This is a genomic window from Streptomyces sp. ID05-39B (assembly GCF_033794725.1).
Lineage (GTDB): Bacteria > Actinomycetota > Actinomycetes > Streptomycetales > Streptomycetaceae > Streptomyces > Streptomyces bobili.
On the sequence record NZ_JARGEF010000068.1, the window covers coordinates 1 to 24,889 of the forward strand.

The following is a 24,889-nucleotide window of genomic DNA, read 5'->3' on the forward strand; positions in this document are numbered from 1 at the left end:
CACCACCAACCCCGCACCCTCACCCCAACCAGTGCCATCAGCCGACTCCGCGAACGCCTTGCACCGCCCATCAGCCGACAACCCACGCTGCCGGGAGAATTCGACGAGCATTCCCGGTGAGGACATCACGGTCACGCCACCGGCCACCGCGAGAGAGCATTCGCCGCTGCGCACCGCCTGAGCGGCCTGGTGCATCGCCACCAGCGACGACGAACACGCCGTGTCCACCGTCACCGCCGGCCCCTCCAGACCAAGGAAGTACGCCAGCCGACCGGACGTGACACTCCCGGTGTTTCCGGTGAGCACGTATCCGTCGACCCCGCCGTGCGGAGTGTCGAGCCGCGGGCCGTAGTCGCCGGCCATGGCGCCGATGAACACGCCCGTGTCGCTGCCGCGCAGCGAACCGGGCTCGATGCCGGCGTCCTCCAACGTCTCCCACATGGTCTCCAGCAGCAACCGCTGCTGCGGATCCATCGCGAGCGCCTCGCGCGGCGAAACCCCGAAGAACCCGGCGTCGAAACCGGCGATGTCGTCGAGGAAGCCGCCATGCCGAACGTAGGTCCGCCCGGAGGTCTCCGGGTCCGGGTCGAACAGGTTGTCCAGGTCCCAGTCACGGTCTCGCGGCAGCCCGGACACAGCGTCCCGGCCCGACCTCACCAGCTCCCACAGTTCGTCCGGCGACGATGCGCCACCGGGAAACCGGCACCCCATCCCGACGACGGCGATCGGATCATCGGCGCTGCCGTCGTCGGCTGCCCGGACGCCCACCGCGTCATCCGCATCGCTGTGCCCTGTGAGCTGCGCATACAGGTACGCCGCGAACCGGTCGGGGGTGGGATGGTCGAACACCAGCGATCCGGGCAGGACCAGTCCCAGCTCCGTGGAGAGCCCGGCGCACAGCTCGACCGCGGTGAGCGACGTCAGCCCGAGGTCCTTGAACGACGTCAGCGGCGTCATGTCGACCGCGTCGTATCCCAGGACAGCAGCGAGGTGCGTGCGCACCAGGGCAAGCAGGCCCTCACGGTCTCGGACGGGTGCCGGCTCCGCGACGGGTGCGGCCTCTCGCGCTTCGCCGATCCAGTGCCGGCGGCGCTGAAAGGCGTAGGTGGGCAGCGCGACCCTGCGGCCGCCGTTGAGCAGCGGCGTCCAGTCCACCGCTGCCCCCGTGGCATGCAGGGTGCCGAGCGCCCTGAGCAGCGTAAGGACTTCCGCCTGCCCGGCGCGCATCATGGACACCGCCGCCGGTGCCTGCTCGGCGAGAGTCTCGCGGGCCATGCCGGTGAGTACGGGGTCGGGACCGAGTTCGAGGCATCGGGAGACGCCCGCGTCGTGCAGGGTGCGAATGCCGTCGGCGAAGCGGACGGTGCCGCGGATCTGGCGTGCCCAGTAGCCCGGGTCGGTCAGCTCGTCCGTGGTGGCGGCCCGCCCGGTGAGGTTCGAGATGACGGGGATCTGGGGTGCGTGGAAGGTCAGCCCGCGGATGGTGTCGGCGAACTCGCCCAGGATCGCGTCGAGATGGTGGGAGTGGAACGCGTGGCTGACGTTCAGCTGCTTGGTCTTGGCTCCCTTGGCGCGGAAGGATTCCGCCATCGCGAGCACCAGGTCGCCGTCGCCGGAGATCACCACCGAGTGGGGCCCGTTGACGGCGGCGATGCTCACCCCTGACTCGGGCAGCAGCTCCCGCACGTCCTCCTCACCGGCGTTGATGGCGACCATCGCCCCACCGGACGGCGCCGACTGCATCAACCGTCCGCGTGCCGCGACGAGCGTGCAGGCGTCGGACAGCGAGAGCACCCCCGCGACGTGCGCGGCGGTGACCTCACCGATCGAATGGCCGATCAGGTGCGTCGGACGTACTCCGAACGACTCCCCCAGCCTGAACAACGCCGTCCCCAGTGCGAACAGCGCCGCCTGCGTGTACCGGGTCCGGCCCAGCAGGTCCGCGTCGGACCACACGATCTCCCGCAGCCCTCTGCCCAGCAACGGATCCAGTTGCGCGCACACCGCGTCGAAGGAGTCGGCGAACACCGGGAACCGTGCGTACAGATCCCGTCCCATGCCGGTTCGTTGCGCACCCTGTCCGGTGAACATGAAGGCCGTGCCGCCCTCGCAGACCACACCGGACACGACATTCGGCGCCGGCTCGTTCGCTGCCAGCGCGGTCAGGCCATCGCTCAACTCGGCCGTGTCGGTGCCGATCACGACGGCCCGGTGCGCGAGCGCCGCGCGGGTCGTCGCCAGCGAGAACCCGATGTCGAGGGGGTCCGGATCGTCCTGTGCGGCGACATGAGCGGCCAGCCGCTCGGCCTGGGCGTGCAAGGCCTGCACGGTGCCGCCCGACACCAGCCACGGAATCGTGCCCGCCTCCGCGGGGCGGCCCTCCTCGGCCGGCGGGGCCTTTGGTGCCTGCGCGAGCAGCAGATGGCAGTTCGTCCCGCCCATCCCGAACGACGACACGCCGGCCACCCGCGGTCCCTCGCCCGGCCACTCGCGTAACTCGACAGCGACCTCGATGCCCAGCTCGGTGAGCGGGACGTCGTCCGCAGGAGCGGTGAAGTTCAGACTCGCCGGCACCTGCCCACGCTGGACCGACAGCGCCGCTTTGAGGAAGCCGGCGATTCCCGCCGCGCCCTCCAGGTGCCCCACGTTGGTCTTCGCCGACCCCACCACCAGCGGCCGGTCCCGGTCGGCGAAGACCGCGGCCAGCGCCGCCGACTCCACTCGGTCCCCCACCGGTGTGCCGGTGCCGTGCAGCTCCACATATCCCACCTCGGTGGGGCTCAGCCCGGCCGCGGCGAGGGCCGCCCGCAGCATCTCCTCCTGCCCCGACCGGCTCGGCGTGGTCAGCTGCTCGCCGCCGCCGTCGTTGTTCACCGCGCCGCCGCGGATCACGCACACCACCTCGTGGCCGTACGTGAGGGCGTCCGCCAGTCGCATCAGCACCACCATGCCGGCGCCCTCGCCACGCACGTAGCCGTTGGCGCGCGCGTCGAAGGTGTAGCACCGGCCGTCCGGCGACAGCGCCCCGAACTCGCTCGCGGTCGCCGTCGACTCCGGCGAGAGGATCAGGTTCACGCCACCCGCAAGCGCCCACGCCGACTCCCCGCGGCGGACGCTCTCGTACGCCTGGTGGACGGCGACCAGAGCCGAGGACTGCGCCGAATCCATGACCACACTCGGGCCGGACAGTCCCAGGAAGTACGAGATCCGGTTCGCGAGGATGCCGCGCTGGAGCGCGGACAGGGTGAAGCCGTCGATCGCTCCCACGCCCTGGTCGCGCACCAGCCCGGCATAGTCGTCCCCCATCGCCCCGAGGAAGACGCCCGCCCGGTCACCACGCACCGCCGACGGGTCGACTCCCGCATGTTCGAGGGCTTCCCACGCCAGTTCCAGCATCAGTCGCTGCCGGGGATCCATCGCCGCGGCTTCGCGTGGCGACACCCCGAAGAAGGCAGCGTCGAAGTCCGTGACCCCATCGATCAGTCCGGCCCTGCCCACCCGTGCGCCGACGTGTACGGCGCGGTCGGCAGGTATCTCGCCGACGGCCTCCCCGCCGGCGGCAAGCAGGTCCCAGTACGCCTCGGAGGAGCTCGCGCCCGGAAGGCGGCACGACAGACCGACCACCGCGACGACGTCCTGACCACTCGTTTTCACGAAGTTCTCTGTCATGACAGCGGATTCTCACTCTGCTCTCGGGAATGCGGGCTCTGCCGGTGCCGCCGCACGCAAACCTCTCGTCCATGGGAATGCGACGAAGGTTGTAGTCGACGCGACCCGACAAGATCACCGGTGTGGGACCTTCGCCCCGAAGCATTGCTTGCCGAGTAAAGCAACCGGCAGAGTCTGGATCGAGGCCCATCCCTACGATCAATCGTGTGGAGGCATTCGTCAGTGTTGCGATTCCAGGTACTCGGCCGCCTAACCGTCACCAACGATCTGGGCGACTGCACGCCGACCGCGCCGATGGCGCGGCGTGTGTTGGCACAGCTGCTCCTGCGCGCGAACAACATCGTCATGCTCGACGCGATCATTGACGAACTGTGGGGCGACAAGCCGCCGAAGAGCGCCGTCCCCACCGCGCAGACGTACATCTACCAGCTGCGGCGTCAGTTCGAGCCGTGGGTACCAAAGGACACGGTCGAGCAGGTGCTCGCCACATGCGGCACCGGCTACATGCTCCGGGTGGACCCGGACCAGCTCGACCTGAAAGCGTTTCTCCGGCTGACCAAGCAGGGGCGCACCGCGCTGGCCGCCAGTGATCCGGCCGCGGCGGGGCGGCTGCTGCGGCAGGCGCTCGACCTCTGGTCGGGACCGGCGCTCGCCGACGTGACGGCCGGCCCGTCGATCCAGGCGCACGTCGTCCATCTCACGGAGCAGCGGGCGCATGCCGTCGAACTGCGCATCCAGGCAGACGCGATGCTGGGCCGGCACCGGGAACTCGTCGGCGAGCTGAAGGCCACACTGCTGGCCGACCCGCTCAACGAGTGGTACCACGCGCAGCTGATCAAGGCGCTGGCCTCCAGCGGCCGACGAAACGAGGCACTGGTCGCCTACCAGCACTTACGCAAGACGCTGTCGAGCGAACTCGGGCTCGAACCGTCGGAGATACTGCGGGAGCTGCACCAGGAGGTCCTGGCCGGACGCGACTCCTGGTCGGTCCGGGAGCTGTTGGAGAAGCCCCGTTCGGAGCAGGTCACTTGGTAGTTCCCCGCTCTGCGGGAAGGCCGTGGTGACGGATCGAGGATCGCCGGGAGGCGATCCTCGATCGCGCTGCCGCCCTGCTACCTGTTGTGGAGCAGCCTGCCGCCGTCGACGACAAGGGTGTGGCCGGTGATCCAGGCCGCGTCGTCCGAGAGCAGGAAGGCCACGGCCGCACCGACATCAGCGGGTGTACCGAGTCGCTTCAGCGGGACGGAGCCGACCACCTTCTCTTCCCTGCCCTCGACGGTCACCCTGGTGAAATCGGTGAGTACCGTGCCGGACGCGACGGCGTTCACCCGGACCCCGGGCGCGAGCTCGTTCGCCATCTGCTTGGTGAAGTGGTTCAGCGCCGCCTTGGCCGTCCCGTAGGAGGTGCCGTCGGGGACGGCGAGCATGCTGGCGATGGAGGAGATGTTGACGATGGCGCCGCCGTGCTCGCCGAGCCAGCCGCGCCAGGCCGCCTGCACCCAGGTCAGCGCGGTCACCAGGTTCATCTCGATGGTGTTCCGGTAGGCCGCCACGTCGGTCTCGACCAGCCGGCGGGCGTTCCTCTCCGTACCGCCGACGTTGTTCACCAGCAGATCGAGCGATCCGAACCGTTCGACGGCGGTCGCCACCGCGATCCGCTGATGCTCGGGATCGTTGGCCTCGCCCGCGACGCCGACAGCCCGTTCGTCACCGAGTTCGGCGGCTGCCTCACGCAGTTTGTCCTCACTGCGCGAGGTGATCACGACGTTCGCGCCCCGCTCGACCAGCGCGGTGGCTATACCGAAGCCGATGCCCGTCCGACCGCCGGTCACCAGCGCGGTCTTGCCCTTTAAGCTTGTCACAGTCTGTGAACCTCTCTTTGATGGTTCCACCCAGTAACCGAATTCAGTGTCGACTACCTGCCGGACGTCGGGCGAGTATGAATTCACGTGCCCTACGGCCTTTTCGGATTGACGGCCCTCTGAGAACAGGGAACGAAGGCTCTCCGGCCAAGGATTAGATCAGCTCCAGACGGCGGCAACAACCCGGTGAAGCGCCAAGTGGTGCACTGCTCTTGCCAGCCACGAATACGCCGCGAACGCGCTACGAGTAAGCCTCAAAGGAGCACGCCGACATAACGGTTTCGCCGGCCGGTGGGGAACTCTCGAAGGTCCTACTCGACGCGAGTGATGATCCCTATGGATGCCGCTTTGTTGACGGCATCGAGCCGGGAATGAGCACCCAACTTCGTGAAGATGGTCCCTAGATGGCGCTTCACCGTGCCCTCGGCGATCGTCAGCCGCCGCGATATCTGCCGGTTACTCATAGCCTTGCCCACCAGGGTAAGAATCTCCAGCTCGCGCTTGGTGAGCATGTCCGGGTAGTTCGCCGCAGAGGCGATATGGGTCAACGCCTCGGCGGATACGTGAAGGACGATGCGGAGGTCGTCGGCGCACACCGCGCGGACACTGGACACCAGGTCGGTCCGGTTCACCGACTTCGTCAGGTAGCCACGAACGCCGCAGTCGAGCAACTGGCGTACCAGCGCCGGGTCGTCGAGCGTGCCGAGGATCAGGATCCTGGCGTTCGGCGATGCGGCGCGGATGGCCTGCACCGTTTCGGTCGCCGACTCGCCCGGAATGTTGACGTCGAGCAGCACGACGTCGGGTTGTTCGATCTTGCAGTGCAGGACGCCGGCCGCGCCGCTGGCGACGTCGCCGACCACGGCCATGTCCGGTTCCGCGTCGAGCGCCTCGCACACCGCCTCGCGCAGCAGCGTATGGTCGTTGACAAGCACGATCCGAAAGCGGCCGTCGCGGTCACGGTGCATGGCATTCCCCAGAGCGGAACGGTAATTCCCATGACAATTCCCGCGACGGTGCCGGAATCCTGGAGGTGCTGCGCACGGCAGGACTTCGGGGCTGCAACTGTCTGTAGAGCTCCGGCGCCGGCTTGACATTACCGACCGCGAAGTGGGTGCGTCGCTTTTCCGTCAGGGCCCGTGCCGCAGCAGCCTTCATAACCCCCCCGATGTTCGCCGGTGCAACAACCGTAACCCGCGCCCCCACTTCCCGACAAGAACATGTCAAATCCTTGACTGATTCTCGGCGCAGAGGGAGAGGGAGAGGGAGAGGGAGAGAAGGCCGGCAAGCCTGCGGGGGCCCTTCGTGTGCTTCCACCGGTCCGATGCGCAGCCCCGGAGCAGAGCAGGGGCCACCGTGCAGGGCTCAGGGAGGACGGTGAAGTTCGACCCCGAGGTGCACGATGGCCTTTGCCCCGGTCTGACCTGCTGTGACTGTTCGGTCAGCCGCTGCTGTAACCGCCATGGCGGCCAATTTCAGCCAGGCACCTCGCGCGCGTCCTTTCCCGACGTGTCGTGCCTCCTCTCGCCCATTCTCACTTCGGCACCCTGACGACGGTTGTGTGCGTGTGGTTTGTCACCATCTCGAATTTCGGGTCCAGAAGCGTCTGGCGGATCACGTCGAGATCGGCGGCGGTCAACTTGGTCTGGCTCAGCAGGAAGGGCTCCAGCATGTAGCTGTGCAGCCGAGCGAGCCGCGCGGTCGGTGTTCCGCCCTCTCCCGGTGCCTGATGGTCCCGCACCGTGAGATCCCGGTAGCCGGCGGCGGAGAGCACGTCCGGCGTACGCGCCGCCCAGCCGAAGTCCATACCGGTCTGCCCGGCGAGTTTCAGCACGCCGTCGTGGTACTCCTGGAAGATCCGCGCGGTGTAGTCGTCGACCGGGGACTTGATCAGGCCCTCGTCGGCGTGACCGGAGTACCAGTCGGTGAGCACCAGCGCACCGCCCGGCCGCAGGTGCGCGGCCAGCTTCACCGCGATGGCCTCCTTGTCGGCCAGATGCATCAACAGCAACCGGGCGTGGATCAGATCGAACTCCGGCTCCGGCCACGGGTCACTGGTGAGGTCATGACGGATCGCCTCGATGCGTGGATGGCTGGGCACGTGCTGCGGCTTGAGGTCGCTGGCCACCACATGTCCGGACGTTCCCACTCTGGCGGCCAGCCAGCGGGACACGGAGCCCTCCCCGGCGCCCACGTCCCAGCAGCGCCAGCCGTGACCGACACGTACCTCCTCGCCCAGGATGCTGAACGTCTCCCGGTTGAGGATCTCGGAGAGCAGGCCCAGTTGCTCGGTTGCCGCCGGCGCGTCGTTGTCGAAGCGCTGCTCATGTTTTGCGCTGTACATGACATCCCCTCATTGAGTCGTCCACGCACCGGGTCCGCGGCTACTTCGACGCGGGCAGCAACTCGTTGACCAGATCCACGAACTCCTTCGGAGTCGCGTCCTTGCCCGTCTTCTCCTCCGGCAGGCTTATCCCGAGTTCTCGCTCGACCAGGAGCGTCACCTCCACCATCGCGACCGAGTCATAGCCCAGATCGGCAAACGTGACCTCGGCGATGTCGCCGTCCAGGCCGACCCCGTCGTCCTCGCCCGCCGCCCGGCGTACGTAGTCCACCAGCTCCGCCTGAGTGAACGTCGCCATTGTTGCCCCCTTCGTCTCGTGACGTCGGAAACCAAGATTGCGGGGACCCTTCGACACCCGGTCGAGTTCCGATCGACGGCGGCAGGCGATCATTTGGCCAAGGAAGAAAACGATCTCCCCGGCCGAGCCGATTCCGGAGGACCGTCGGTGGGCGGCAATGCGGCAAGGCCTCGCCTGGGCCTCGAACGAGCCTCCGCCGTACAGGACGAATCTGACCGATGCGGGTACCTGATTCAATCCGTGGGAGGACGCCAATGAGCGATGAACTCTACATATCCGCCGCGAGTTCGTGGCTGCCCGAGCGCATGACACTCGACGAGGCGGAACGAGCCGGCCTTGTCGAACGGGCGCGGGTCTGGAACACCGGCATCGAGTCGCTGTGCGTCTCGGCAGACAAGTCGGCACCGGAGATGGCGGTGCTGGCCGCACGGGCCGCCCTCGAACGCGCCACGTGCGAGCCGGAGGACCTCCACCTGCTGCTGCACGCCTACACGTACCACCAAGGTCACGACGTATGGCCGCCGGCGTCGTACATCCAGCAGTTCTCCGGCGGTGGCTCATGCCCGGCCATCGAGGTCCGCCAGATGTCCAACGGTGGCATGATCGCTTTGGAGCTTGCGGCAAGCTACCTGACCGCCAACGATCGGCCGAACGCCTTGGTCACCACGGCCGACAGGTTCTGCCTACCCGGCTTCGACCGGTGGCGTAGCGACCCCAGCTCTCCCTTCGGCGACGGCGGCGCCGCCGTGGTGTTGTCCACCCGTACCGGATTCGCCAGAATCCGCGGCCTTGTCTCGGTGTCCGACTCCGGGCTGGAGCGCGGCAGCCGGGAGGAGCGGTTCAGCGACGCGCCGATGGCCTCCGGATCGCCGGTCGACCTGAACAGCGACGCCCTGGTGCGCGAGCTCGGGGTGGAGGCCTTGCTCAACCGCATCCAGGCGGGTCAACGGGAGGCGTTCGACCGGGCCTGCGCCCAAGCGGACGTGAAGTTCAGCGACATCGACTGGTATGTGCTGCCGAACCTGGGCCGGACCCGGATGCGGGCCCAGTACTTCGACCCGTTCGGCATCGACCCGCAGCGATCCACCTGGTCCTGGGGGCGGCAGGTGGGGCATCTCGGCGCGGGCGACCAGTTCGCCGGGCTGGCCCACCTCGTCTCCGAGGGCGCCCTCGAGCCCGGTCAGACCTGCCTGCTGTCCGGCGTCGGAGCCGGCTTCACCTGGACCGCCGGCATCCTGGAGATCATCGCCAAACCATGAACCAGGCGCTCGGGAGCCGACGTCTGCAGGTCGTGCCCGGGTGGACTCCTCCGGCCCGACGCCGTACGGGGCAGCCATCGCTGATGGCTGCCCCTACGGTGTCCTGCCCCTGATGATGACGCGCCGGTCGCGCCACCGGCGTCGGCTACGCCGCCGTGAGCACCATCGCGGAGTTGATGCCGTCGCCGCGGGCCAGTATCAAGGCCGTGGAGACGGTCGTCTCCCTCGGCCGGCCGAGCACCAGGTCGAGCTGATCGGAGCCGACCGGTTCGGCCACATTGATCATGGGCGGTATGACGCCGTGCCGCATGCTCAACGACGCGGTGGCCACATCGAGCGCCGGGCCACCGGAATACAGCCGGCCGGTCATCGTCTTCGGCGCTGTCACCGGAACCGCCCGGGGACCGAACACGGCGGTCACGGCAGCGGCTTCGGCGCGGTCGAGTTCGGCGACGCCGGCCGCGTCCGCGAACACCACGTCGACCTCGGCAGGCGTCACACCGGCGTCCGCGAGCGCCGACTCGATGGCCCGGCGCAGCCCTGGCTCCCGAGCCGAACCGGGCCGCGGGTCGAAGGTGGAGGCGTACCCGGCGATCTCGCCGTACGGCTGAACCCCCCGAGCGCGTGCGTACCCGGCCTCCTCGACGATGAGGATGGCGCCACCCTCACCAGGCAGATGGCCGGACGCGGCAGCGTCGAAGGGCAGGTAGGCCCGCTCCGGGTCGGTCACCGAGCTCATCCGGCCTGTGGTCAGCTCGATCACCCACCCGAGCGGACACAACGTGCTGTCCGTCGCGCCGCACACCACCACCGGCAGACCGTCGGCCACGTGCCGGCGGGCCTGGGCGATGGAGTCCATCCCGCTCGTCAGTCCGGCCAGGACCCCGCCGGGGCCGTGCAGTCCATGCCGGATCGAGATCTGCCCCGTGTTCACCGCGTAGAACCAGGAGAACGAGAGATAGGCGCTGACGTGGTCGCCGCCGAGGCTCCACAGTTTCTCCAACTCGCGCTGGCTGTACTCGAGTCCGCCCGCGGAGATGCCGGTGACGATACCGACCTGGTCGTCCGGGACAGCGGCCAGTTCGAGGCCGGAGTCGCCGACCGCGGCGTCCGTCGCGATCAGCGCCAGCCGGGTGGCCTGATCGGTCTGCGGCACCAGCCGGCCGGGGACGTGCTCGCGGACGTCGTAGCCGGCCACCTCGCCCGCCAGCTTGGCCGGGTACTGATCCGGTTCGAATCGAGTGATCCGTTCGATCCCACTGCGTCCGTGCAGAACGGCGTCCCAGTACGTATCGGCGTCGAACCCGTTCGGAGCGACCACCCCGAGTCCGGTGATCACCGCGCGTGGGCGCGTCGGCGCCGGGATGGTGTCACTCATCAAAATCCCCCCTGGTCAGCACCATGGCGCTCTGGAATCCACCGAACCCACTGCCCACCTTGAGCACCGTGCGCAGATCCGCCGGCCGCGCTTCCAGCGGGACATAGTCGAGACCCAGCTCCGGGTCGGGCTCGTGCAGGTTGGCCGTCGGCGGAACCAGCCCGGCTTCCATGGCCATCGCGCATGCCGCGATCTCGATGGAGCCGATCGCGCCCAACGAGTGGCCGATCATGGACTTGATGGAACTCACCGGCGTCCGGAACGCGTGATCGCCGAGGCTGCGCTTGAACGCGTCCGTCTCGTGCCTGTCGTTCTGTACCGTGCTGGAGCCGTGCGCGTTCACGTAGTCCACCTGCTCGGGAGTGCGCCCGGCCATCCGCAGCGCCACCTCGATGGCCTTGGCCATTTCGGTGCCCTCGGTGCGGAGACCGGTCATGTGGAACGCGTTCGCGCGCACGTCCCAGCCGCCGATCTCCGCGTAGATGTGCGCGCCACGGGCCCTGGCGTGGTTCCACTCCTCCAGCACCAGCATCGCGCTGCCTTCGGCGAGCACGAACCCGTTCCGGGTGCGGTCGAACGGACGGGACGCGGTGCCCGGGTCGTCGTTGCGAGGGGTCGTCGCCTTGATGGCGTCGAAGGAGGCGACGCAGACCGGTGAGATGGGCGCGTCCGTGCCGCCGGCCAGCATCACGTCGGCGGAGCCTTCGCGAATCAGCCGCGCCGCATGGGACACCGATTCGATGCCCGCGGTGCAGCCCGTGGACACCAGCGCCACGGGACCTTCCGCACCGACCTCCCAGGCCACATCGGCGGCGATCGACGTCGGGACGAGGTACTTGGACAGATGCGGCATCGCGTACTCGTGGTCGAGAAGCCACTTGCGGCCGCCGTCGGAGAGCACGTTGTACTCCCGGTCCAGGCTCATCGTGCCGCCGATGGCGCTGCCGACGCTGGTCCCCGTGCGATGCGGGTCGACCGTGTCGATGTCGAGGTCTGCGTCCGCGACCGCTTCCCTGGTCGCGGCGACGGCGAGCTGCGCACTCCGGTCCATCCGCCGGATCTCCTGCGCGGTGAAGCCCTCCGCCACCGGATCGAAGTCGCATTCGCCCGCGACCCGGGAGCGGAACCCGGACGGGGCGAACAGCGAGATGGTGCGAATGGCCGCGGTGCCGGACGAAATCAGTTCCCAAAACTCTTTGGCGTTTCCACCGCCTGGGGCACGCACGCCAATGCCGGTGATGGCGACCCGTCGATTCATCGCGTGCTCACCGTTCGCGTGCTCGATTCAGCATGTGGCATGGGAATCTCATTCCTGCTAGCGGAGGTCAGGCATCGAATGTGACGGGCAGCGATTCCAGCCCGCGGATCGTGAGGCTTCGCTGCCAGCGCAGTTCCTCGGGCGGTACGGCCAATGTGAGGCCGGGCAGCCTGCGCAGCAGCCCGTCGAAGGCGATCCGGCCCTCCAGCCTGGCCAGCGGAGCGCCGAGGCAGAAGTGCGCACCACGTCCGAATGCCACGTGCCCGTTGTCGGAGCGCATGACGTCGAAACGGTCCGGTTCCTTGAACTTCGCCTGATCCCGGTCGGCCGAGGCCAGTGACAGGAGCACCGGGTGGCCCTTCTCGATGCGGGTACCCGCGATCTCTATGGGCTCCAGCGGGAACCGCCACGTCGCCGTCTCGAACGACCCGTCGTAGCGGAGCATCTCCTCCAGGGCCGGTTCCACCAGGTGCGGTTGCTCGCGCAGCAGCGCGAGCTGGTCGGGATGGCGCAGCAGGGCGAGCGTGCCGTTCCCGACCAGATTGACGGTCGTTTCGAAGCCTCCGATCAGCAGCAGGGACATCATCGACAGCAACTCGGTCTCGTTCAGCCGGTCGTCGTCGTCCCTGGCCGCGATCAGCGCGTCGACCAGACCGTCGGCCGGCACCTCTCGGCGCTTGTCGACCAGTTCGGTGAGGTATCCGAGGAGGTCACGCAGTCCGACCGGCCGCGCGTTCTCGCTCTCGGCCTGGTCGGAGCCGGTCTTGTTCGTCCACCGGCGGAAGTCCTTCGTCCACCGGCGGAACATCTCCTGGTCCGCCGAGGGAACTCCCAGCAGCTCACAGATCACCGTGATCGCCAGCGGGAACGCGAACTCGGTGACCAGGTCGACGCGTCCTCTCGGCACGATCTCGTCGAGAAGCCCGTCCGTGATCTGCTGTACCTGGCCGCGCAGGCTCTCGACACGGCGGGCGGTGAAGGCGGTCGAGACCAGCCGGCGCAGCCGCGTGTGTTCGAGCCCGTCCGTGGTGAGCAGGTGTGTCCCGAGCCCGGTCCGGTCCTCCAGCGGCCGCCCCTTGCCCGCCTCCTGCCAGTCGAGCGGCGCGTTGCGCGGGTCCTTGCTCATCCGGGTGTCGGACAGCAACATCCGTACGTCCTCGTAGCGGGTCACCAGCAATCCGTAAAGGCCCTGGCCTTCCATGACCTGCACGACGGGCTCCTGCTCGCGCAGCCACGCGTACTGGGGATAGGGATCCGCGCCGAAATCCATCGTCCGCCTCCTCTGCTTTGGTACTCCGTTGGTAACCGAGGTGATTCGGCCCACCGTGCTGTGCCGAAGGTGCGTTATGGCGGCGTTCATTCGCGGACAGCCTGGAAGGCGACGTAGTACGCCAAGCTTCGCCGCATCGGTTCGAGAGAAACTCGTGGTCGGTTAAACGGACGGGCTCTGCTTCAGCTCTGGGGAGGCCGAGCACCGGGCGTTCCGGCGGGCCGTGCCGGATCACGTCATACGCGGCTGCTTCGGCGGCCCACGCGTCCGCTGCATTCTCGAACGGAACTGACCGGGTCTGCGGATCGACAGGACCGCCGAACGGCATGCGGCCGGCACCGGCTGTACAGCCGGTGCCGGCCGCATGACCGTGTCGGGGATCCGGTGTCAGGCCTCCTGCGTGACAGCGTCCGGGCTCTTCCGGCACAGGATCCGGTCAAGAGCGTCCCGCAGCTGCTGCTCGCTGGAGTCGGCCGCTCGCGTGGTCGCCGTACGCCAGCCGACAAATCCGTCGGGACGGATCAGCACAGCGCCGTCCTCCTTGATGTTGGCGGCCTCGGCCCAGCCTTCGAGCGCGTGAGCCGTGATGCCCAGTGCCCGTGCGGCGTCCAGCCAGTGGCCGGCCGCGGTCCCGGTCAGCAGCGTGAAGCCGCTCACAAGGTCGACGGTGGAGCGTCCGTCCGGAAGCCACCGGTGCGGCAGGCGGCTGCCCGGGGCGCCGTCGAGCACGAGATTCTCCATGTCCGACAGCGGTTCCGAATCGATCACCGCGGCTGAGTCGTACCGGTAGCCGACGACGGGGATCATGACACCCGCCATGCCGACGGCGGCCCGGTCGGCGGCCAGACTCGGATCGTTGTTCCAGTGCAGGTCGTGGTTCTGCGCGCGGATCACGCTCTGTTCCATGGTGAACAACGCGACCGGACGGCGCTCGGCCTCATAGGTGTCGAGCAGGGCCTCGCCCCCGGCGGCCAGCTTCCACGCCAGGTTGTGGCCGTCAGCGATACCCGTGTTGAGTCCGAAACCGCCGACCGGCGGCAACGCGTGTGCCGCGTCGCCGACGAGGAAGAACCTGCCCCGCCTGAACGCGTCGGCCACATGTGCGATCGGCGCCCACGGTATCTGGCTGATGAGCTGCGGCTGGGCCTCCGTGACGCCCGTCGCGTCCCTGATCCGCTGCTGGATCTGCTCGGCGGGCGTGTCCGGATCGCCGTTGTGGATGTGGAAGATCCAGCGGCCGTCTTCGTCGACCCGGTACAGGATTCCGGACGCCCGCTCGTTGCGCAGGAAGGTCATGGAGAGCGGCGGGGCCGGCAGATCGGCGCGGAACAGGACGTTGAGCATGTGTGAGTCGCCCAACGGCCCCGGGCCGGTCACGCCGATGCCGAGCAGGTCCCGGGTCCTGCTGCGGATTCCGTCGGCGCCGATCAGGTAGTCCCCCGTGACGACACGGCCGTCCTTGGTGGTGACGCTGTCGTCCCCGACAGCGACCACCTCACTGTCGAAGTCGACCCGGCTTCCCATGTCGCGCAGCAGGGCCACGGCGGCACGGTCGATCCGGTCCTGCGGGCAACTGCCCAGTTGCGCCGAGCCGATCTCCGGTCGCTCGAACTTTGAGGTGACGGCGGTCAGTTCGCTCAGGCTCGGTCCGGTCATGAGGCCCCGGCCAAAGCTCGCCGTCTCCACCTCGATGCCGGCCTCGCGAAGGATCTCCGCCGACCGGTCGCTGAGGCCGAACGCCCTCGGATGGTCGTTGACCTTGGCCCGGCGCTCCAGAACGTGTACCGACACCCCTTGGCGGGCAAGGAAAACCGCGGTGCACAGCCCGACGGTGCCGCCGCCGACAATCACTACGCGCATGACTCCCCATTCATTTCACTCATTCTTGAACGTGATTCAGGGTTGTTCTCAGTAGTGAGCCTGGTGACCTGTCCGCCGGCCTGACCGGGGACGGGGCGCCCCTGCGGAGGCTGGGGTGGCCGGACCTTCGACAGTCCGGTCAGCCCAGCTCCGAGGGCATGTTCGCGTGCAGAGCAGCCGGCAAAGGAATGACTACAGTCCCGCTCGGGCGAACTTGCGCGCCGAGAGCGGTACGAAGATCACCAACAGCAGCCCGGCCCACAACAGGCTCGCGGCCACCGGATGCGCGAGCGGCCATGCGGCGTCCGGACCGGGGACACCGGGATTGCCGAACAGCTCCCGGGTCGCCGTCGCCAACGCGCTGAGCGGGTTCCACTCGCAGATCACCTGCAGCCAGCCCGGCATCCCGTCGGTGGGCACGAACGCGTTGGACACCATGGTGAGCGGCAGCGTCAACGGCGCCAGGGCAGCCGCGGTGGACGCCGAAGGGATCGCCAGTCCGAGGTAGGTCCCCACCCAGGCCAGCGTGTACCGGAAGAGCAGAAGCAGGCCGATGGCGGCCAGGGTCTTCCATACGCCGTTGTGTGCCCGCCAGCCGACGACGAGACCGCACAGCATCATGACGACCAGACCGTACGCTCCGATGACTCCCTCCGCGCTGCTCTGGCCGAGCGGCACGGACACGCGGTTGGTCGGCATGGAGCGGAGGCGGTCCATCACCCCACGCGCGTTGTCCATCGAGACGTCCACCATCGCCGAGGACAGCGCGGTGCCGCTGCCCAGCACGAACATCCCCGGCATCATGTACTCGCGGTAGTTCGAGGAGCCGTCGATGCCGATCGCGCTGCCGAACACGTATCCGAAGAGCACCACGAACACCGTCGGCATCAGCAGGATGGTGAGCAGGGTTCCGGGTTCGTGACGCAGCCGGAGGAGGTTTCGCTGGGTCAGGGTCCAGCCGTCGACGAGGACGTTCATGCCGCCACCTCCTGCGCTTCGGCCGGCTTCGCCGACTCGGCCGTCTTGCCGGTCAGAGACAGGAAGACGTCGTCGAGGCTCGGCTCGCGAATCCCGACGTCACGGATCACGGCACCGGACGCGTCGAGTTCACGCACGATCTGCGGCAGGGTCGGCACGGCGTCCACCGCGGCGGCGACGATGTGCAGTCCGTCCGCCTCCGGTCGCCGGCCGGTGATCCTTTCGAGGACCGACATGGCCTTGTCCACATGGTCCGTGGACTCCACCACGACGTCGATGTGGCTGCCGATCTGAGACTTGAGCTGGGCCGGGCTGCCTTCGGCGATGAGATGTCCGTGGTCGATCACCCCGACGGCGGAGGCGAGTTGGTCCACCTCCTCCAGATACTGGCTGGTGAGCAGAACCGTCGTGCCGTCGCTGACCAGTTCACGGACGGTGTCCCAGATCTCCATGCGGCTGCGGACGTCGAGCCCTGTGGTGGGCTCGTCGAGGAAGAGCACCGCGGGAGCACGCAACAGGCTGGCGATCAGGTCGAGCCGACGGCGCATGCCGCCGGAGTAGGTACCGACCAGCCGATCGCCGGCGTGGGCGAGGTCGAACCGCTCGAGGAGTTCCTCCGCGCGCCGCCGGGCCCCACGCGCACCGAGGCGCGACAGGCGGCCGAAGATCCGCAGGTTCTCCCTGGCCGTCAGTTTGTCGTCGAGAGTGGCGTCCTGACCGGCCAGCCCGATCGCCTTGCGGACTTCCCCCGATTCCCGGGCCACATCGAACCCGGCGACGACGGCCTGCCCACCGGTGGGCCGGGTCAGCGTGCTCAGGATGCGCAGGGTGGTGCTCTTACCCGCACCGTTGGGGCCGAGCAGGCCGTAGACCAGCCCCGGCGGAATGGCCAGGTCCAAGCCGGTCAGCGCTTCGACGTCCCCGTACTGCTTTCGCAGGTTTTTCGTATACACGATCGATTTTTCCACGGCCCTCTCCCGACTGGGTGCAGTGTACGCGGTTCCACGATAGGGAACCGCGTACGGCGTACGCAAGTGCACCGGGTGCGGTGTACGCAGATGATTCGCACGCGTATGCTGGTGGCCGTGTCGGACCCCAAGCCCATCATCTGGATGCGACCGGAGAAGCCCACGCGCGGCCCGGTGCCGACGCACAGTCGCAGAGAGATCGCCACGGTGGCGATCAAGATCGCGGACGCCGAGGGGCTGGAAGCCGCCTCGGTACGAAACATCGCCAGGAACCTCGGCGCGGGCGCGATGACCCTCTACCGATACCTGCCCACCAAGGAAGACCTGTGGGCGGTGATGATCGACGAGGCGACCGTCTTCGAGCCGCAGGAGCCGACCGGTGACCTCCGCGCGGACCTGATCGTCCTGGCGCACCGCAGACGCCAGAACTTTCTGCGCCATCCCTGGCTGGCTCCGCTCCTCTCCACCCGCCCGATCATCGGCCCCAACTACCTGCGCAGCATGGAACGCGATCTCGCCGTGCTCGGCGGCTGCGGTCTCGACATCGACGACTCGATCGACGTGATGAACCTGATCTACTCCTGGGTCAGCGGTGCCGTCCAGGCCGAGCTGACCGAGCGGGAGAACGTGAACCAGTCCGGCGTCGATCGCCACAACTGGCGGATGCGCATGAAGCCGTACCTGGTGACCCTGCTCGCCACCGGTGAGTTCCCCTACCTGAGCAGGATGACCGAGGCGGCCGAGATCGCCGAGGCCGACGAACAGTTCGACACCGGACTGGCCATCATCCTGGCGGGAATCGAAGCCCGGTATTCGGCGGCCACCGAGAAGAACATGCCGCGCACCGCTGAATAACCGCACCGGCACCGGCACCGGCTCGTGTTCGCTGAGCATCCGTGGTCAGCCAGACGCTTGCAGTTCCACGATGGACATACGACCGGCAGGCACGATGGACACGATCTCCAGGCCGACGCCTCCGGCCAGTTCGCCCAGCTGCTCGGGGGTGTGCTGCCTTCCCCCGAAGTAGCAGAGCATGCGAAGGTCGCCTTCCGTCTGCCTCTGGTCGTTGAAATAGTCCACGACGAATACGCTTCCCGTCGTCGACGCCGCCTCGGCGCAACGTCGCATGATGCGGGCGGCCGCCTCGTCGTTCCAGTTGTGCAGGATGCTCGACAGCAGATAGCCGTCCGCTCCGGCGGGAAGCTCGTCGAAGAAGCTGCCTGGCACGGCGTCGGCACGGTGCTCGAAACCGGCGGCCGCGATGGCCTTGCCGGCCCGACGCACGGGTCCAGGCAGGTCGACGACCGTCCCGCGCAGGTCGGGATGGGCCCGCAGAATGGTGATCAACATGCTGCCGTCGCCACCGCCGACATCGACGAGATGACGAAGTCTTCCCCACGGATATCCCCCGGCCACGGCCGGCGCGTGCACCGCCAGCCGTGCTCCCATCTGCGCGTCGAACGACTCGGCACGCTCGTCGTCGGCCGACAGGTCCTCCCAGAACGGCAGACCGTACTGCTGCTGGAACGCGGGCTCACCGGTGCGGACCGTGTGCAGCAGATGGACGAGACTCAACTCGGCGTGGCCGATCGCCCCCTCGATGTCGAGCACCGACCGCATTCCCTCGGGCTCGCCGTCACACAGGTACCGGCCCATGTCCGTCACGTCGTAGGCGGCGGTCCCCGCACGGGACAGCACTCCGGCGGAGACCAAGTAGTCCAGCAGCCGCCCCAGTACGTCCCGGTCCGCCCGCACGGTCTCAGCGAGCGCCTCCGCCGTCCGGGTGCCCGCCACGATGTGGTCGGCCAACCGCAGCGTCGCCGCCACCCGGATCGCCATCGGGGTCAACAGATCGGCCGCTGCCCACACTCCCCCGCCTCTGGCGGTCGTCTTCTCGGCCATTGCCCCTCCTGGATCAACGATTGTCTGTCCGATGAACACGGCGTGCCCGGCTCAGAATCCGGCGCGCTCCTCCGCGAATGCCTTGGCAAGGCTCAGGTTGCTCATGCTGTTACCGCTCAGCAGGCGCCGCAGGAACCGGCGTGCCTCACCGATCGTCGTCCCGCTGCCGAGCAGTGACAGTGCCGAGGGCTTGATCGTGCTGGTGTGCCGGGCTTCGCCGACGACGCCTTCCCGCGTCTCGGTGAACCGCCAGTGGCCGGTGTGCGCGTCCAGCATCGCGGGCAACGAGATCTGCTTGTACACGATCAGGTTGGGCGGCAGGCAGATCCGCACGGAACGGACGGTGTGCGTGCCGCCGTCCGGCCCCTTGGTGTCCATGTCGAAGAACTGGACGTTCTGCACATCCTCCGTCATGGCGAGCCCGACCACGTGCGGAATGCGCTCGGGCCACAGGTCCGCACGGTAGAGATAGTCGTAGGCGTCCTCGATGGAACCGGCGATGAACAGCGGGTCGGTGAAGGACAGGACGAGGTCGTCCAGTTCGGCACGCCGCTGCGCCGTGTCACGCAGCGTGTCGAGGTGCTCCTTGCTGTCCTGGTTGATCCTGTCCAGCAGCGGGCCGAGATCGGCGCCGGCCGGCGCGCTGACATGGTGGCGCAGCTCGACCCGGGTACGGTCCTGCGCCAGCTCGGTGAACACCCACTCGCCGCGTATCTCGGTGGCGGGCGGATCGGCCTCCACGTACGCGAACGTGATGCGGCGTCCCGTCCGGTCGGTGCGGCGCACGGTCCGCCATGTACGGACGGCGGAGTCACTGACCAGCGACCAGTGCTGGACCAGATCACCCTTGTCGTTGCTGTGGAGTATCTCCGCGTGCACGGCGGACAGATGGAACTGCGGCCACCGCGCGACATCCGCGACCAGCTCGAACACCGTCTGGTAGTCGGCGTCGATGGTCGCGCCGTGGTCGACATGCTGCTGCGTGCTCGACACAACAAGCCACCTCACAAGCGTCGTAGTGCCTGGAACCGTCGCGCCTGACGATGTCCGGCTGCGTTCGACCACGCTTCGAGGACCCTTCGAGTTGATCCGGCGTCGATTCGGCGTCGAAGCCAACGGCACAGGCTTGACGCGACCTCGAAACGAGCCTGTAAGGGTCCGTGACGCGGCACCGGTTCCCACCCGCCAACCGTGAGGAGAGGTATATGCCGAGCATCGTCACTGTCGGCACGTTCGACAGTGATCACGCCACCGACGTCACCAAGATCCTTCGGGAGTTCGACGGCGAGGTTGCATCCGAACTTCCCCAGCTGCGCCGCAGGCAGGTCTTCCACTACGGCGACCTCTACGTGCACCTGCAGGACTGGGACGTCGCGGACGCAGCCGAGGCGTACCGGATGACAACCACCGATCCCCGGTGCACCCGGCTGAACGACAGCCTGTCGGCCTACTTCGGCGACCACAGCGCGACGGAGGACTGGGACGGCCCGGTCGACCAGCCGACCGCCCAGCGCTTCTACGTGTGGCCCGCCGAGCAACTGGAGAACCTGGAGCAGACGTACAGCGCGGTGATCGTGAACACCCAGCGGCAGGAGCACATCCCGGAGGTGTCGCGGCTCTTCTCGCAATCGGATGCGACCGACATTCCGCGGAACATGGGGACGCTGCGCCGTCAGATCTATCTGTGGCGAGGCATCTACCTGCACATCCAGGACTTCGCGGAACCCGACGCCATCAAGGTGATCAGCGCTGTGTGGACAGAAGGCGATCCCCGCTTCCTCCAGCTCGTCGACGACCTGACGCGGGTCATTCCGCCGTATGACCCGGAAGGCAACTCGTTGGCCACTCGCTTCTACCACTGGGCTGCAGAGGTGTCAGAATGACCAGACTTCCGACCCACCCCATTCGCCGAAAGCTGCCTGGCGTGCTCCCGGCCGAGTACGAGACGCTGCGGAAACGAGGCATCGGCCGGGTGACCCTGCCCACCGGCAAGTTGGCGTGGATGGTGGTGAGGCCCGAGTACGCGCGATTCGTACTCTCCGACCCGCGGTTCAGCTCGGACAAGATGAGCGACGACTTTCCGAAGATGACGCCGAAGTCGTTGAACAAGTTGAAGTACTGCGCACCCTTCATGATCAATCTGGATGGCCCGGAACACCTGGAGCTGAAGAAGCCGGTCATCCAGGAATTCTCCCCGGCAGGGCTCGCCCGGCTGCTGCCGCGCCTGCGGGTTGCCGTGGAGGAGAAGGTCGACGCGATGCTGGGCCGGCAGGACAAGCCCGTCGACCTGGTGATGGAGCTGGCGTACCCGATCGCCTGGCGGCTGCAGGAGATATTCCTCGGCATCCCCATGGCCGAGATGCGGAAGATGCGGGACAACGTCTGGCATCTGCTGATGCAGACCTCCACCGAGGAAGAGGAGAAGGCGTCAGCCGCGCGCCTGAACCAGCACGCAGAGGACGTCCTGAAGGAGAAGGCGAAAAACCTCGGCGACGACCTGATGAGCCGCATGATCCAGCAGGAACTCGACGAGCGTGGCGAGGTCGACTGGTTCAAGATGGCGCCCCTGATGCTGTCGAACGCCCAGGGCATTCACAACTCGACGTCCATGATGATCACGCTGGGTGTGCTCGCCTTGCTGAACCATCCGGAAGAGCGGGTGACGCTGCTCGCCGAGCCGGACCGGATGACAGTGGCGATCGACGAGATGATCCGGTACTTCTCGGTCAATGACGGAACGCCGATGCGGCTGGCCGTGGAAGACGTGCGGATCGGCGACACGTTGGTCAGGGCCGGTGACGGCCTGGCAGTGCCGACGCTGCCCGTCAACCGCGACCCTTCGGTGTGTCCGTATCCCAATGAGCTCGATCTCATGCGGGAAAAGCCCACGAGGCACTTGGCGTTCGGCCACGGGCCGCACCAGTGTCCGGCGTACCGCCTGGTGCCGGAGCTGATGGACATCGTCTACACGACACTGTTCGAGCGGGCTCCCGGTCTCGCGCTGGCCGTGCCGGAGTCGGAGCTGACGTACAAGTACCACTCGATCCAGGCGTTCGGTCCGGCCGAAATGCCAGTCACCTGGTAGGAATGCCGGCCGCCGCACACCTGCCTCGGCAGCGGGCGCGGCGGCCTCACCACCGGCCGATGTTCGGCGGGCACGACGGCTCGCCGCCCCTGGGGAGGACGTGACACGGTGAGCGACGACGACATCCGGGCCGCCGCCGCGCCGAGCGCCGACGGCCGCGTCGCCCTCGTCACCGGCGCTTCGGGGGCCCTCGGCGCCGCCGTGGCACACGTCCTCGACCGCCGGGGATACCGGCTGGCGTTGCACTGCACCACGGGTGCGGACCGGGCCCGCACGGTCGCCGCCGAGCTCAGCGGGCCCAGCGTCGTCGTGCAGGCGGACGTCGCCGACTGGGCTGCCACGAGGGACATGGTGGGCCGCGTGCGCGCCGAGCTGGGCGGCATCAGCGTGCTCGTCAACGCGGGCGCGATCCGCCGCGACGGCTTCATGGCCACCCAGTCCGTCGACGACTGGACCCAGACCATCGCCGTCAACCTGATCGGCTCCTTCCATACCTGCCGGGCGGCGCTGCCGGACATGATGCGGGCCCGCTGGGGGCGCATCATCAACGTCGTCTCGCCCGCCGGTCTCATCGGCAGTCCCGGCCAGACGGCATACTCGGCGGCCAAGGCCGGCGTGCTGGGGATGACCCGGAGCCTGGCCCTGGAGTGCGGGCGGTTCAACGTGACGGTCAACGCGCTGTCGCCCGGACTCATGGCCACCGCGCTCACCGAGGAGATGCCGGCCGAAGCCCGCACCGCGCTCGTTGCCCGGACCGCGTTCGGCCGTATGGGCACGCCCGGCGAGGTGGCCGGAGGCATCGAGCTACTGCTGGACGCCGACTACATGACCGGTCAGGTGCTGTCCATCGACGGCGGGATGTCGATCTCATGACCACCGCAACGGCCGGCTGCACCAAGGCTCCGGGCCGGGTCCCAGGCGGGCGGCGCGCATGGGTGCGAACACATAGCCAGGGCACCGCACCGCACCGCACCATTCCGCACCGCTCACGCAAGCCGTCTCGCGGCACCACGGCCGCCGTGTGACGCGTCATGCCCCGAGCAAGGAAAAACCCCAGGCCACGGCGAGTGAGTCCTGGGATTCCTCGGAGCCGCCTTCGGAAGTCGAACCCGCGACCTACGCAACGCCCCGCCGAGCACCCACAGGCAGCCCCACACCTGGCTCGATACAGCCCGAACGGACCCTGACACCGAAGGCGATCCTCCACTGGGCTGTTCAGGCGACAACAGGTTCGCCGCTCAGTGCGACACCGGCCCGGCGCAGCTCGTCGAGTGCGGTGCGCGTGGTGTCGGCGGCGACGCCGGCGGTGTAGTCGAGCAGGACCCGCACCGTGAAGCCCTCGCGCACTCCGTCGAGTGCGGTGGCCTTCACGCAGTGATCGGTCGCGATGCCGACGACGTCGAGGTCGGTGATGTCGCGGGACTTCAGCCAGGCGGAAAGTGTCGTGCCGTCCTGGGTGAAGCCCTCGAAACCGCTCTTCGAGGCGGAGTGCGCGCCCTTGAAGATGACCTCGTCGACGTGCCCGGAGTCCACGGCGGGCGCGAAGTCCGGATGGAACTCGCCTCCCCCACTGCCGACGACGCAGTGCACGGGGAACGACTCCTGGAAGTCCGGATTCTCGGAGAAATGGGCGCCCGGGTCGATGTGGTGGTCACGGGTGGCGACGACGAAGGCGTACTGCCCGTCGGCGCGCCCGACCAGCTCGGCGATGGCGGCGGCCCGGCCTGCGCCGCCCTTCACCGGAACGCTGCCGCCCTCGCAGAAGTCCTTCTGCACATCGACGATGACCAGTGCACGACGCATGGAAAAGCCCTTTCCCTCGGATGAACCACCCCTGGATGGTCGCCCTTCCGCCAGCTGTCGGGCACGCCACTCACCGCTCGTTCACCCAAAGGTGCGCGACGCGCACGCCAACAAGGTGCAGCGCTCTCCCCACGGGGACCACAGGGCCTCGGAGACAGCCGAGTTCGCCCCTCGCCGAGACAGGCGGTCGGTACGGAAGCCGGTGAGGACGAAGGCTGATCGACGAAGTCCCGAGCGGCTACCCGACTCACCGAATTCGTCCACGGTTTCGGAAACGGGCTCCCTGTGCCCGACGGGGCGGGGTGAAAACGGTGCACTCCACGGATTCACCGGATGGTGTGGATAAGCCACCCTTTGAGCGTTTCGCCGTTCCTTCTCGCCGAGGATCGGAGAGGCCCGGCGCCATCCGGGGAGCGTTGTCCGTGACCCTGGCATGCCCGGCCCGCACGCATCATCCGACCAACAGAGACGAGTCATCGTGCATTTGACTCCGCATGAGCAGGAGCGCTTACTGATCCATCTGGCGGCCGACGTGGCGGGAAAGCGCCGCGACCGGGGGCTGCTTCTGAACTACCCCGAGACGATGGCCCTGCTGTCCGTTCACGTCTTCGAGGCGGCGCGCGACGGTAGGACTGTCAGCGACATCATGGACTCGGGCCGGCAGGTCCTCACCCGTGACGACGTGATGGACGGCGTACCGGAGATGATCAAAAACGTCCAGGTGGAGGCGACCTTCCCGGACGGCACCAAGCTGGTCACGATCCACGACCCCATCCCGGAGGCCACGGAGGAACCCGAGGTCCACCCCGGCAAGGTCGAGCACCCCCTGCCGGCGCGCAGACCGCAGTGCCCGGTCGGCTGCGACGACACCGCCTCGTCCGCCTGTTGCCATGCCTGCGAGGACGCCGCGTCCTGGCACGAGGCGATCGCGTTCAACGAGCTCCTGCAGAGCGAC

At 68.0% G+C, this 24,889-nt stretch carries 20 protein-coding genes and 1 pseudogene; 7 read left to right on the plus strand and 14 right to left on the minus strand.

Going from position 1 to position 24,889, the window contains the following annotated elements; translation table 11 throughout:
* Window positions 1-3,669: beta-ketoacyl synthase N-terminal-like domain-containing protein (locus P1P75_RS17130; RefSeq protein WP_319256134.1), on the minus strand; the 3,669-nt coding region annotated here is incomplete at its 3' end.
* Window positions 3,670-3,891: 222 nt separating this feature from the next.
* Between P1P75_RS17130 and P1P75_RS17135 the strand changes: the two genes are divergently transcribed.
* A complete protein-coding gene (locus tag P1P75_RS17135) occupies window positions 3,892-4,704 on the plus strand; it encodes an AfsR/SARP family transcriptional regulator (RefSeq protein ID WP_319256136.1) in 813 nt (270 codons plus the stop codon).
* Window positions 4,705-4,781: 77 nt separating this feature from the next.
* Here the strand turns inward: P1P75_RS17135 and P1P75_RS17140 are convergent, their stop codons facing one another.
* The 4 genes from P1P75_RS17140 to P1P75_RS17155 all read right to left on the minus strand — a co-directional run bounded on the left by P1P75_RS17140 (window position 4,782) and on the right by P1P75_RS17155 (window position 8,173).
* Window positions 4,782-5,531, minus strand: a complete 750-nt coding sequence (locus tag P1P75_RS17140) for an SDR family oxidoreductase (protein ID WP_319256138.1) — start codon at window positions 5,529-5,531, stop codon at window positions 4,782-4,784.
* A 311-nt stretch (window positions 5,532-5,842) separates the two neighbouring features.
* The gene (locus P1P75_RS17145) at window positions 5,843-6,499 is read right to left on the minus strand and encodes a response regulator transcription factor (RefSeq protein ID WP_319256140.1); all 657 of its coding nucleotides are present in this window, start codon (window positions 6,497-6,499) and stop codon (window positions 5,843-5,845) included.
* Window positions 6,500-7,065: 566 nt separating this feature from the next.
* Window positions 7,066-7,875 carry a methyltransferase domain-containing protein gene (locus tag P1P75_RS17150; RefSeq protein WP_319256141.1) on the minus strand — a complete coding sequence of 270 codons (810 nt, stop codon included), beginning with the start codon at window positions 7,873-7,875 and terminating at the stop codon, window positions 7,066-7,068.
* A gap of 40 nt (window positions 7,876-7,915) precedes the next feature.
* A complete protein-coding gene (locus tag P1P75_RS17155) occupies window positions 7,916-8,173 on the minus strand; it encodes an acyl carrier protein (RefSeq protein ID WP_319256143.1) in 258 nt (85 codons plus the stop codon).
* 254 nt (window positions 8,174-8,427) lie between these two features.
* Here P1P75_RS17155 and P1P75_RS17160 point away from each other — a divergent pair, with 254 nt between their 5' ends.
* Window positions 8,428-9,432, plus strand: a complete 1,005-nt coding sequence (locus tag P1P75_RS17160; protein WP_319256145.1) for a ketoacyl-ACP synthase III family protein — start codon at window positions 8,428-8,430, stop codon at window positions 9,430-9,432.
* Between the two features lie 145 nt (window positions 9,433-9,577).
* Here P1P75_RS17160 and P1P75_RS17165 read toward each other — a convergent pair whose 3' ends face one another.
* The 6 genes from P1P75_RS17165 to P1P75_RS17190 form a co-directional block, all read right to left on the minus strand.
* Window positions 9,578-10,810: a ketosynthase chain-length factor gene (locus tag P1P75_RS17165; protein ID WP_319256147.1), complete on the minus strand. Its 1,233-nt coding sequence runs from the start codon at window positions 10,808-10,810 to the stop codon at window positions 9,578-9,580.
* Entirely contained in the window at window positions 10,803-12,068 is a 1,266-nt protein-coding gene (locus tag P1P75_RS17170) for a beta-ketoacyl-[acyl-carrier-protein] synthase family protein (protein WP_319256149.1), read from the minus strand. The genes P1P75_RS17165 and P1P75_RS17170 overlap by 8 nt, the downstream gene beginning before the upstream one ends.
* A 67-nt stretch (window positions 12,069-12,135) precedes the next feature.
* The gene (locus P1P75_RS17175) at window positions 12,136-13,338 is read right to left on the minus strand and encodes a cytochrome P450 (protein ID WP_319256151.1); all 1,203 of its coding nucleotides are present in this window, start codon (window positions 13,336-13,338) and stop codon (window positions 12,136-12,138) included.
* Window positions 13,339-13,725: 387 nt separating this feature from the next.
* Entirely contained in the window at window positions 13,726-15,198 is a 1,473-nt protein-coding gene (locus P1P75_RS17180) for an FAD-dependent oxidoreductase (RefSeq protein ID WP_319256152.1), read from the minus strand.
* A 192-nt stretch (window positions 15,199-15,390) separates the two neighbouring features.
* Complete coding sequence (locus P1P75_RS17185) at window positions 15,391-16,176, minus strand: ABC transporter permease (protein ID WP_319256154.1); 786 nt, start codon at window positions 16,174-16,176, stop codon at window positions 15,391-15,393.
* On the minus strand, window positions 16,173-17,129 hold the full coding sequence (locus P1P75_RS17190; protein ID WP_319256156.1) for an ATP-binding cassette domain-containing protein: 957 nt from the start codon (window positions 17,127-17,129) through the stop codon (window positions 16,173-16,175). Before P1P75_RS17190 ends, P1P75_RS17185 begins: the two co-directional genes overlap by 4 nt.
* A gap of 132 nt (window positions 17,130-17,261) precedes the next feature.
* On the opposite strand from P1P75_RS17190, the gene P1P75_RS17195 reads away from it, so the two are divergent.
* A complete protein-coding gene (locus P1P75_RS17195; protein ID WP_319256158.1) occupies window positions 17,262-17,999 on the plus strand; it encodes a TetR/AcrR family transcriptional regulator in 738 nt (245 codons plus the stop codon).
* A 45-nt stretch (window positions 18,000-18,044) separates the two neighbouring features.
* Here P1P75_RS17195 and P1P75_RS17200 read toward each other — a convergent pair whose 3' ends face one another.
* Both P1P75_RS17200 and P1P75_RS17205 read right to left on the minus strand, forming a co-directional pair.
* The gene (locus P1P75_RS17200; protein ID WP_319256160.1) at window positions 18,045-19,046 is read right to left on the minus strand and encodes a methyltransferase; all 1,002 of its coding nucleotides are present in this window, start codon (window positions 19,044-19,046) and stop codon (window positions 18,045-18,047) included.
* Between the two features lie 51 nt (window positions 19,047-19,097).
* Window positions 19,098-20,039 carry an aromatase/cyclase gene (locus P1P75_RS17205; protein ID WP_319256162.1) on the minus strand — a complete coding sequence of 314 codons (942 nt, stop codon included), beginning with the start codon at window positions 20,037-20,039 and terminating at the stop codon, window positions 19,098-19,100.
* A 212-nt stretch (window positions 20,040-20,251) separates the two neighbouring features.
* Between P1P75_RS17205 and P1P75_RS17210 the strand changes: the two genes are divergently transcribed.
* The 3 genes from P1P75_RS17210 to P1P75_RS17220 all read left to right on the plus strand — a co-directional run bounded on the left by P1P75_RS17210 (window position 20,252) and on the right by P1P75_RS17220 (window position 23,004).
* The gene (locus P1P75_RS17210) at window positions 20,252-20,929 is read left to right on the plus strand and encodes a TcmI family type II polyketide cyclase (protein WP_319256164.1); all 678 of its coding nucleotides are present in this window, start codon (window positions 20,252-20,254) and stop codon (window positions 20,927-20,929) included.
* Window positions 20,926-22,131 carry a cytochrome P450 gene (locus P1P75_RS17215; RefSeq protein ID WP_319256166.1) on the plus strand — a complete coding sequence of 402 codons (1,206 nt, stop codon included), beginning with the start codon at window positions 20,926-20,928 and terminating at the stop codon, window positions 22,129-22,131. Before P1P75_RS17210 ends, P1P75_RS17215 begins: the two co-directional genes overlap by 4 nt.
* 108 nt (window positions 22,132-22,239) lie before the next feature.
* Window positions 22,240-23,004 (plus strand): SDR family NAD(P)-dependent oxidoreductase, encoded by a 765-nt coding sequence (locus P1P75_RS17220; protein ID WP_319256168.1) that lies wholly within the window; start codon window positions 22,240-22,242, stop codon window positions 23,002-23,004.
* Window positions 23,005-23,346: 342 nt separating this feature from the next.
* Here the strand turns inward: P1P75_RS17220 and P1P75_RS17225 are convergent, their stop codons facing one another.
* On the minus strand, window positions 23,347-23,934 hold the full coding sequence (locus P1P75_RS17225; protein WP_319256170.1) for an isochorismatase family protein: 588 nt from the start codon (window positions 23,932-23,934) through the stop codon (window positions 23,347-23,349).
* A 478-nt stretch (window positions 23,935-24,412) separates the two neighbouring features.
* Between P1P75_RS17225 and P1P75_RS17230 the strand changes: the two are divergent.
* A pseudogene (locus tag P1P75_RS17230) lies at window positions 24,413-24,709 on the plus strand (urease subunit gamma); the annotation flags it as partial.
* Window positions 24,710-24,889: the final 180 nt, after the last annotated feature.

Excerpts from the sequence above, each read along its gene's own strand:
- P1P75_RS17200 (WP_319256160.1), bottom strand. The coding sequence starts at position 19,046 with ATGGCCGAGAAGACGACCGCCAGAGGCGGGGGAGTGTGGGCAGCGGCC.
- P1P75_RS17210 (WP_319256164.1), top strand. The coding sequence starts at position 20,252 with ATGCCGAGCATCGTCACTGTCGGCACGTTCGACAGTGATCACGCCACC.
- P1P75_RS17145 (WP_319256140.1), bottom strand. The coding sequence starts at position 6,499 with ATGCACCGTGACCGCGACGGCCGCTTTCGGATCGTGCTTGTCAACGAC.
- P1P75_RS17155 (WP_319256143.1), bottom strand. The coding sequence starts at position 8,173 with ATGGCGACGTTCACTCAGGCGGAGCTGGTGGACTACGTACGCCGGGCG.
- P1P75_RS17165 (WP_319256147.1), bottom strand. The coding sequence starts at position 10,810 with ATGAGTGACACCATCCCGGCGCCGACGCGCCCACGCGCGGTGATCACC.
- P1P75_RS17215 (WP_319256166.1), top strand. The coding sequence starts at position 20,926 with ATGACCAGACTTCCGACCCACCCCATTCGCCGAAAGCTGCCTGGCGTG.
- P1P75_RS17170 (WP_319256149.1), bottom strand. The coding sequence starts at position 12,068 with ATGAATCGACGGGTCGCCATCACCGGCATTGGCGTGCGTGCCCCAGGC.
- P1P75_RS17160 (WP_319256145.1), top strand. The coding sequence starts at position 8,428 with ATGAGCGATGAACTCTACATATCCGCCGCGAGTTCGTGGCTGCCCGAG.
- P1P75_RS17185 (WP_319256154.1), bottom strand. The coding sequence starts at position 16,176 with ATGAACGTCCTCGTCGACGGCTGGACCCTGACCCAGCGAAACCTCCTC.
- P1P75_RS17180 (WP_319256152.1), bottom strand. The coding sequence starts at position 15,198 with ATGCGCGTAGTGATTGTCGGCGGCGGCACCGTCGGGCTGTGCACCGCG.
- P1P75_RS17150 (WP_319256141.1), bottom strand. The coding sequence starts at position 7,875 with ATGTACAGCGCAAAACATGAGCAGCGCTTCGACAACGACGCGCCGGCG.
- P1P75_RS17225 (WP_319256170.1), bottom strand. The coding sequence starts at position 23,934 with ATGCGTCGTGCACTGGTCATCGTCGATGTGCAGAAGGACTTCTGCGAG.
- P1P75_RS17175 (WP_319256151.1), bottom strand. The coding sequence starts at position 13,338 with ATGGATTTCGGCGCGGATCCCTATCCCCAGTACGCGTGGCTGCGCGAG.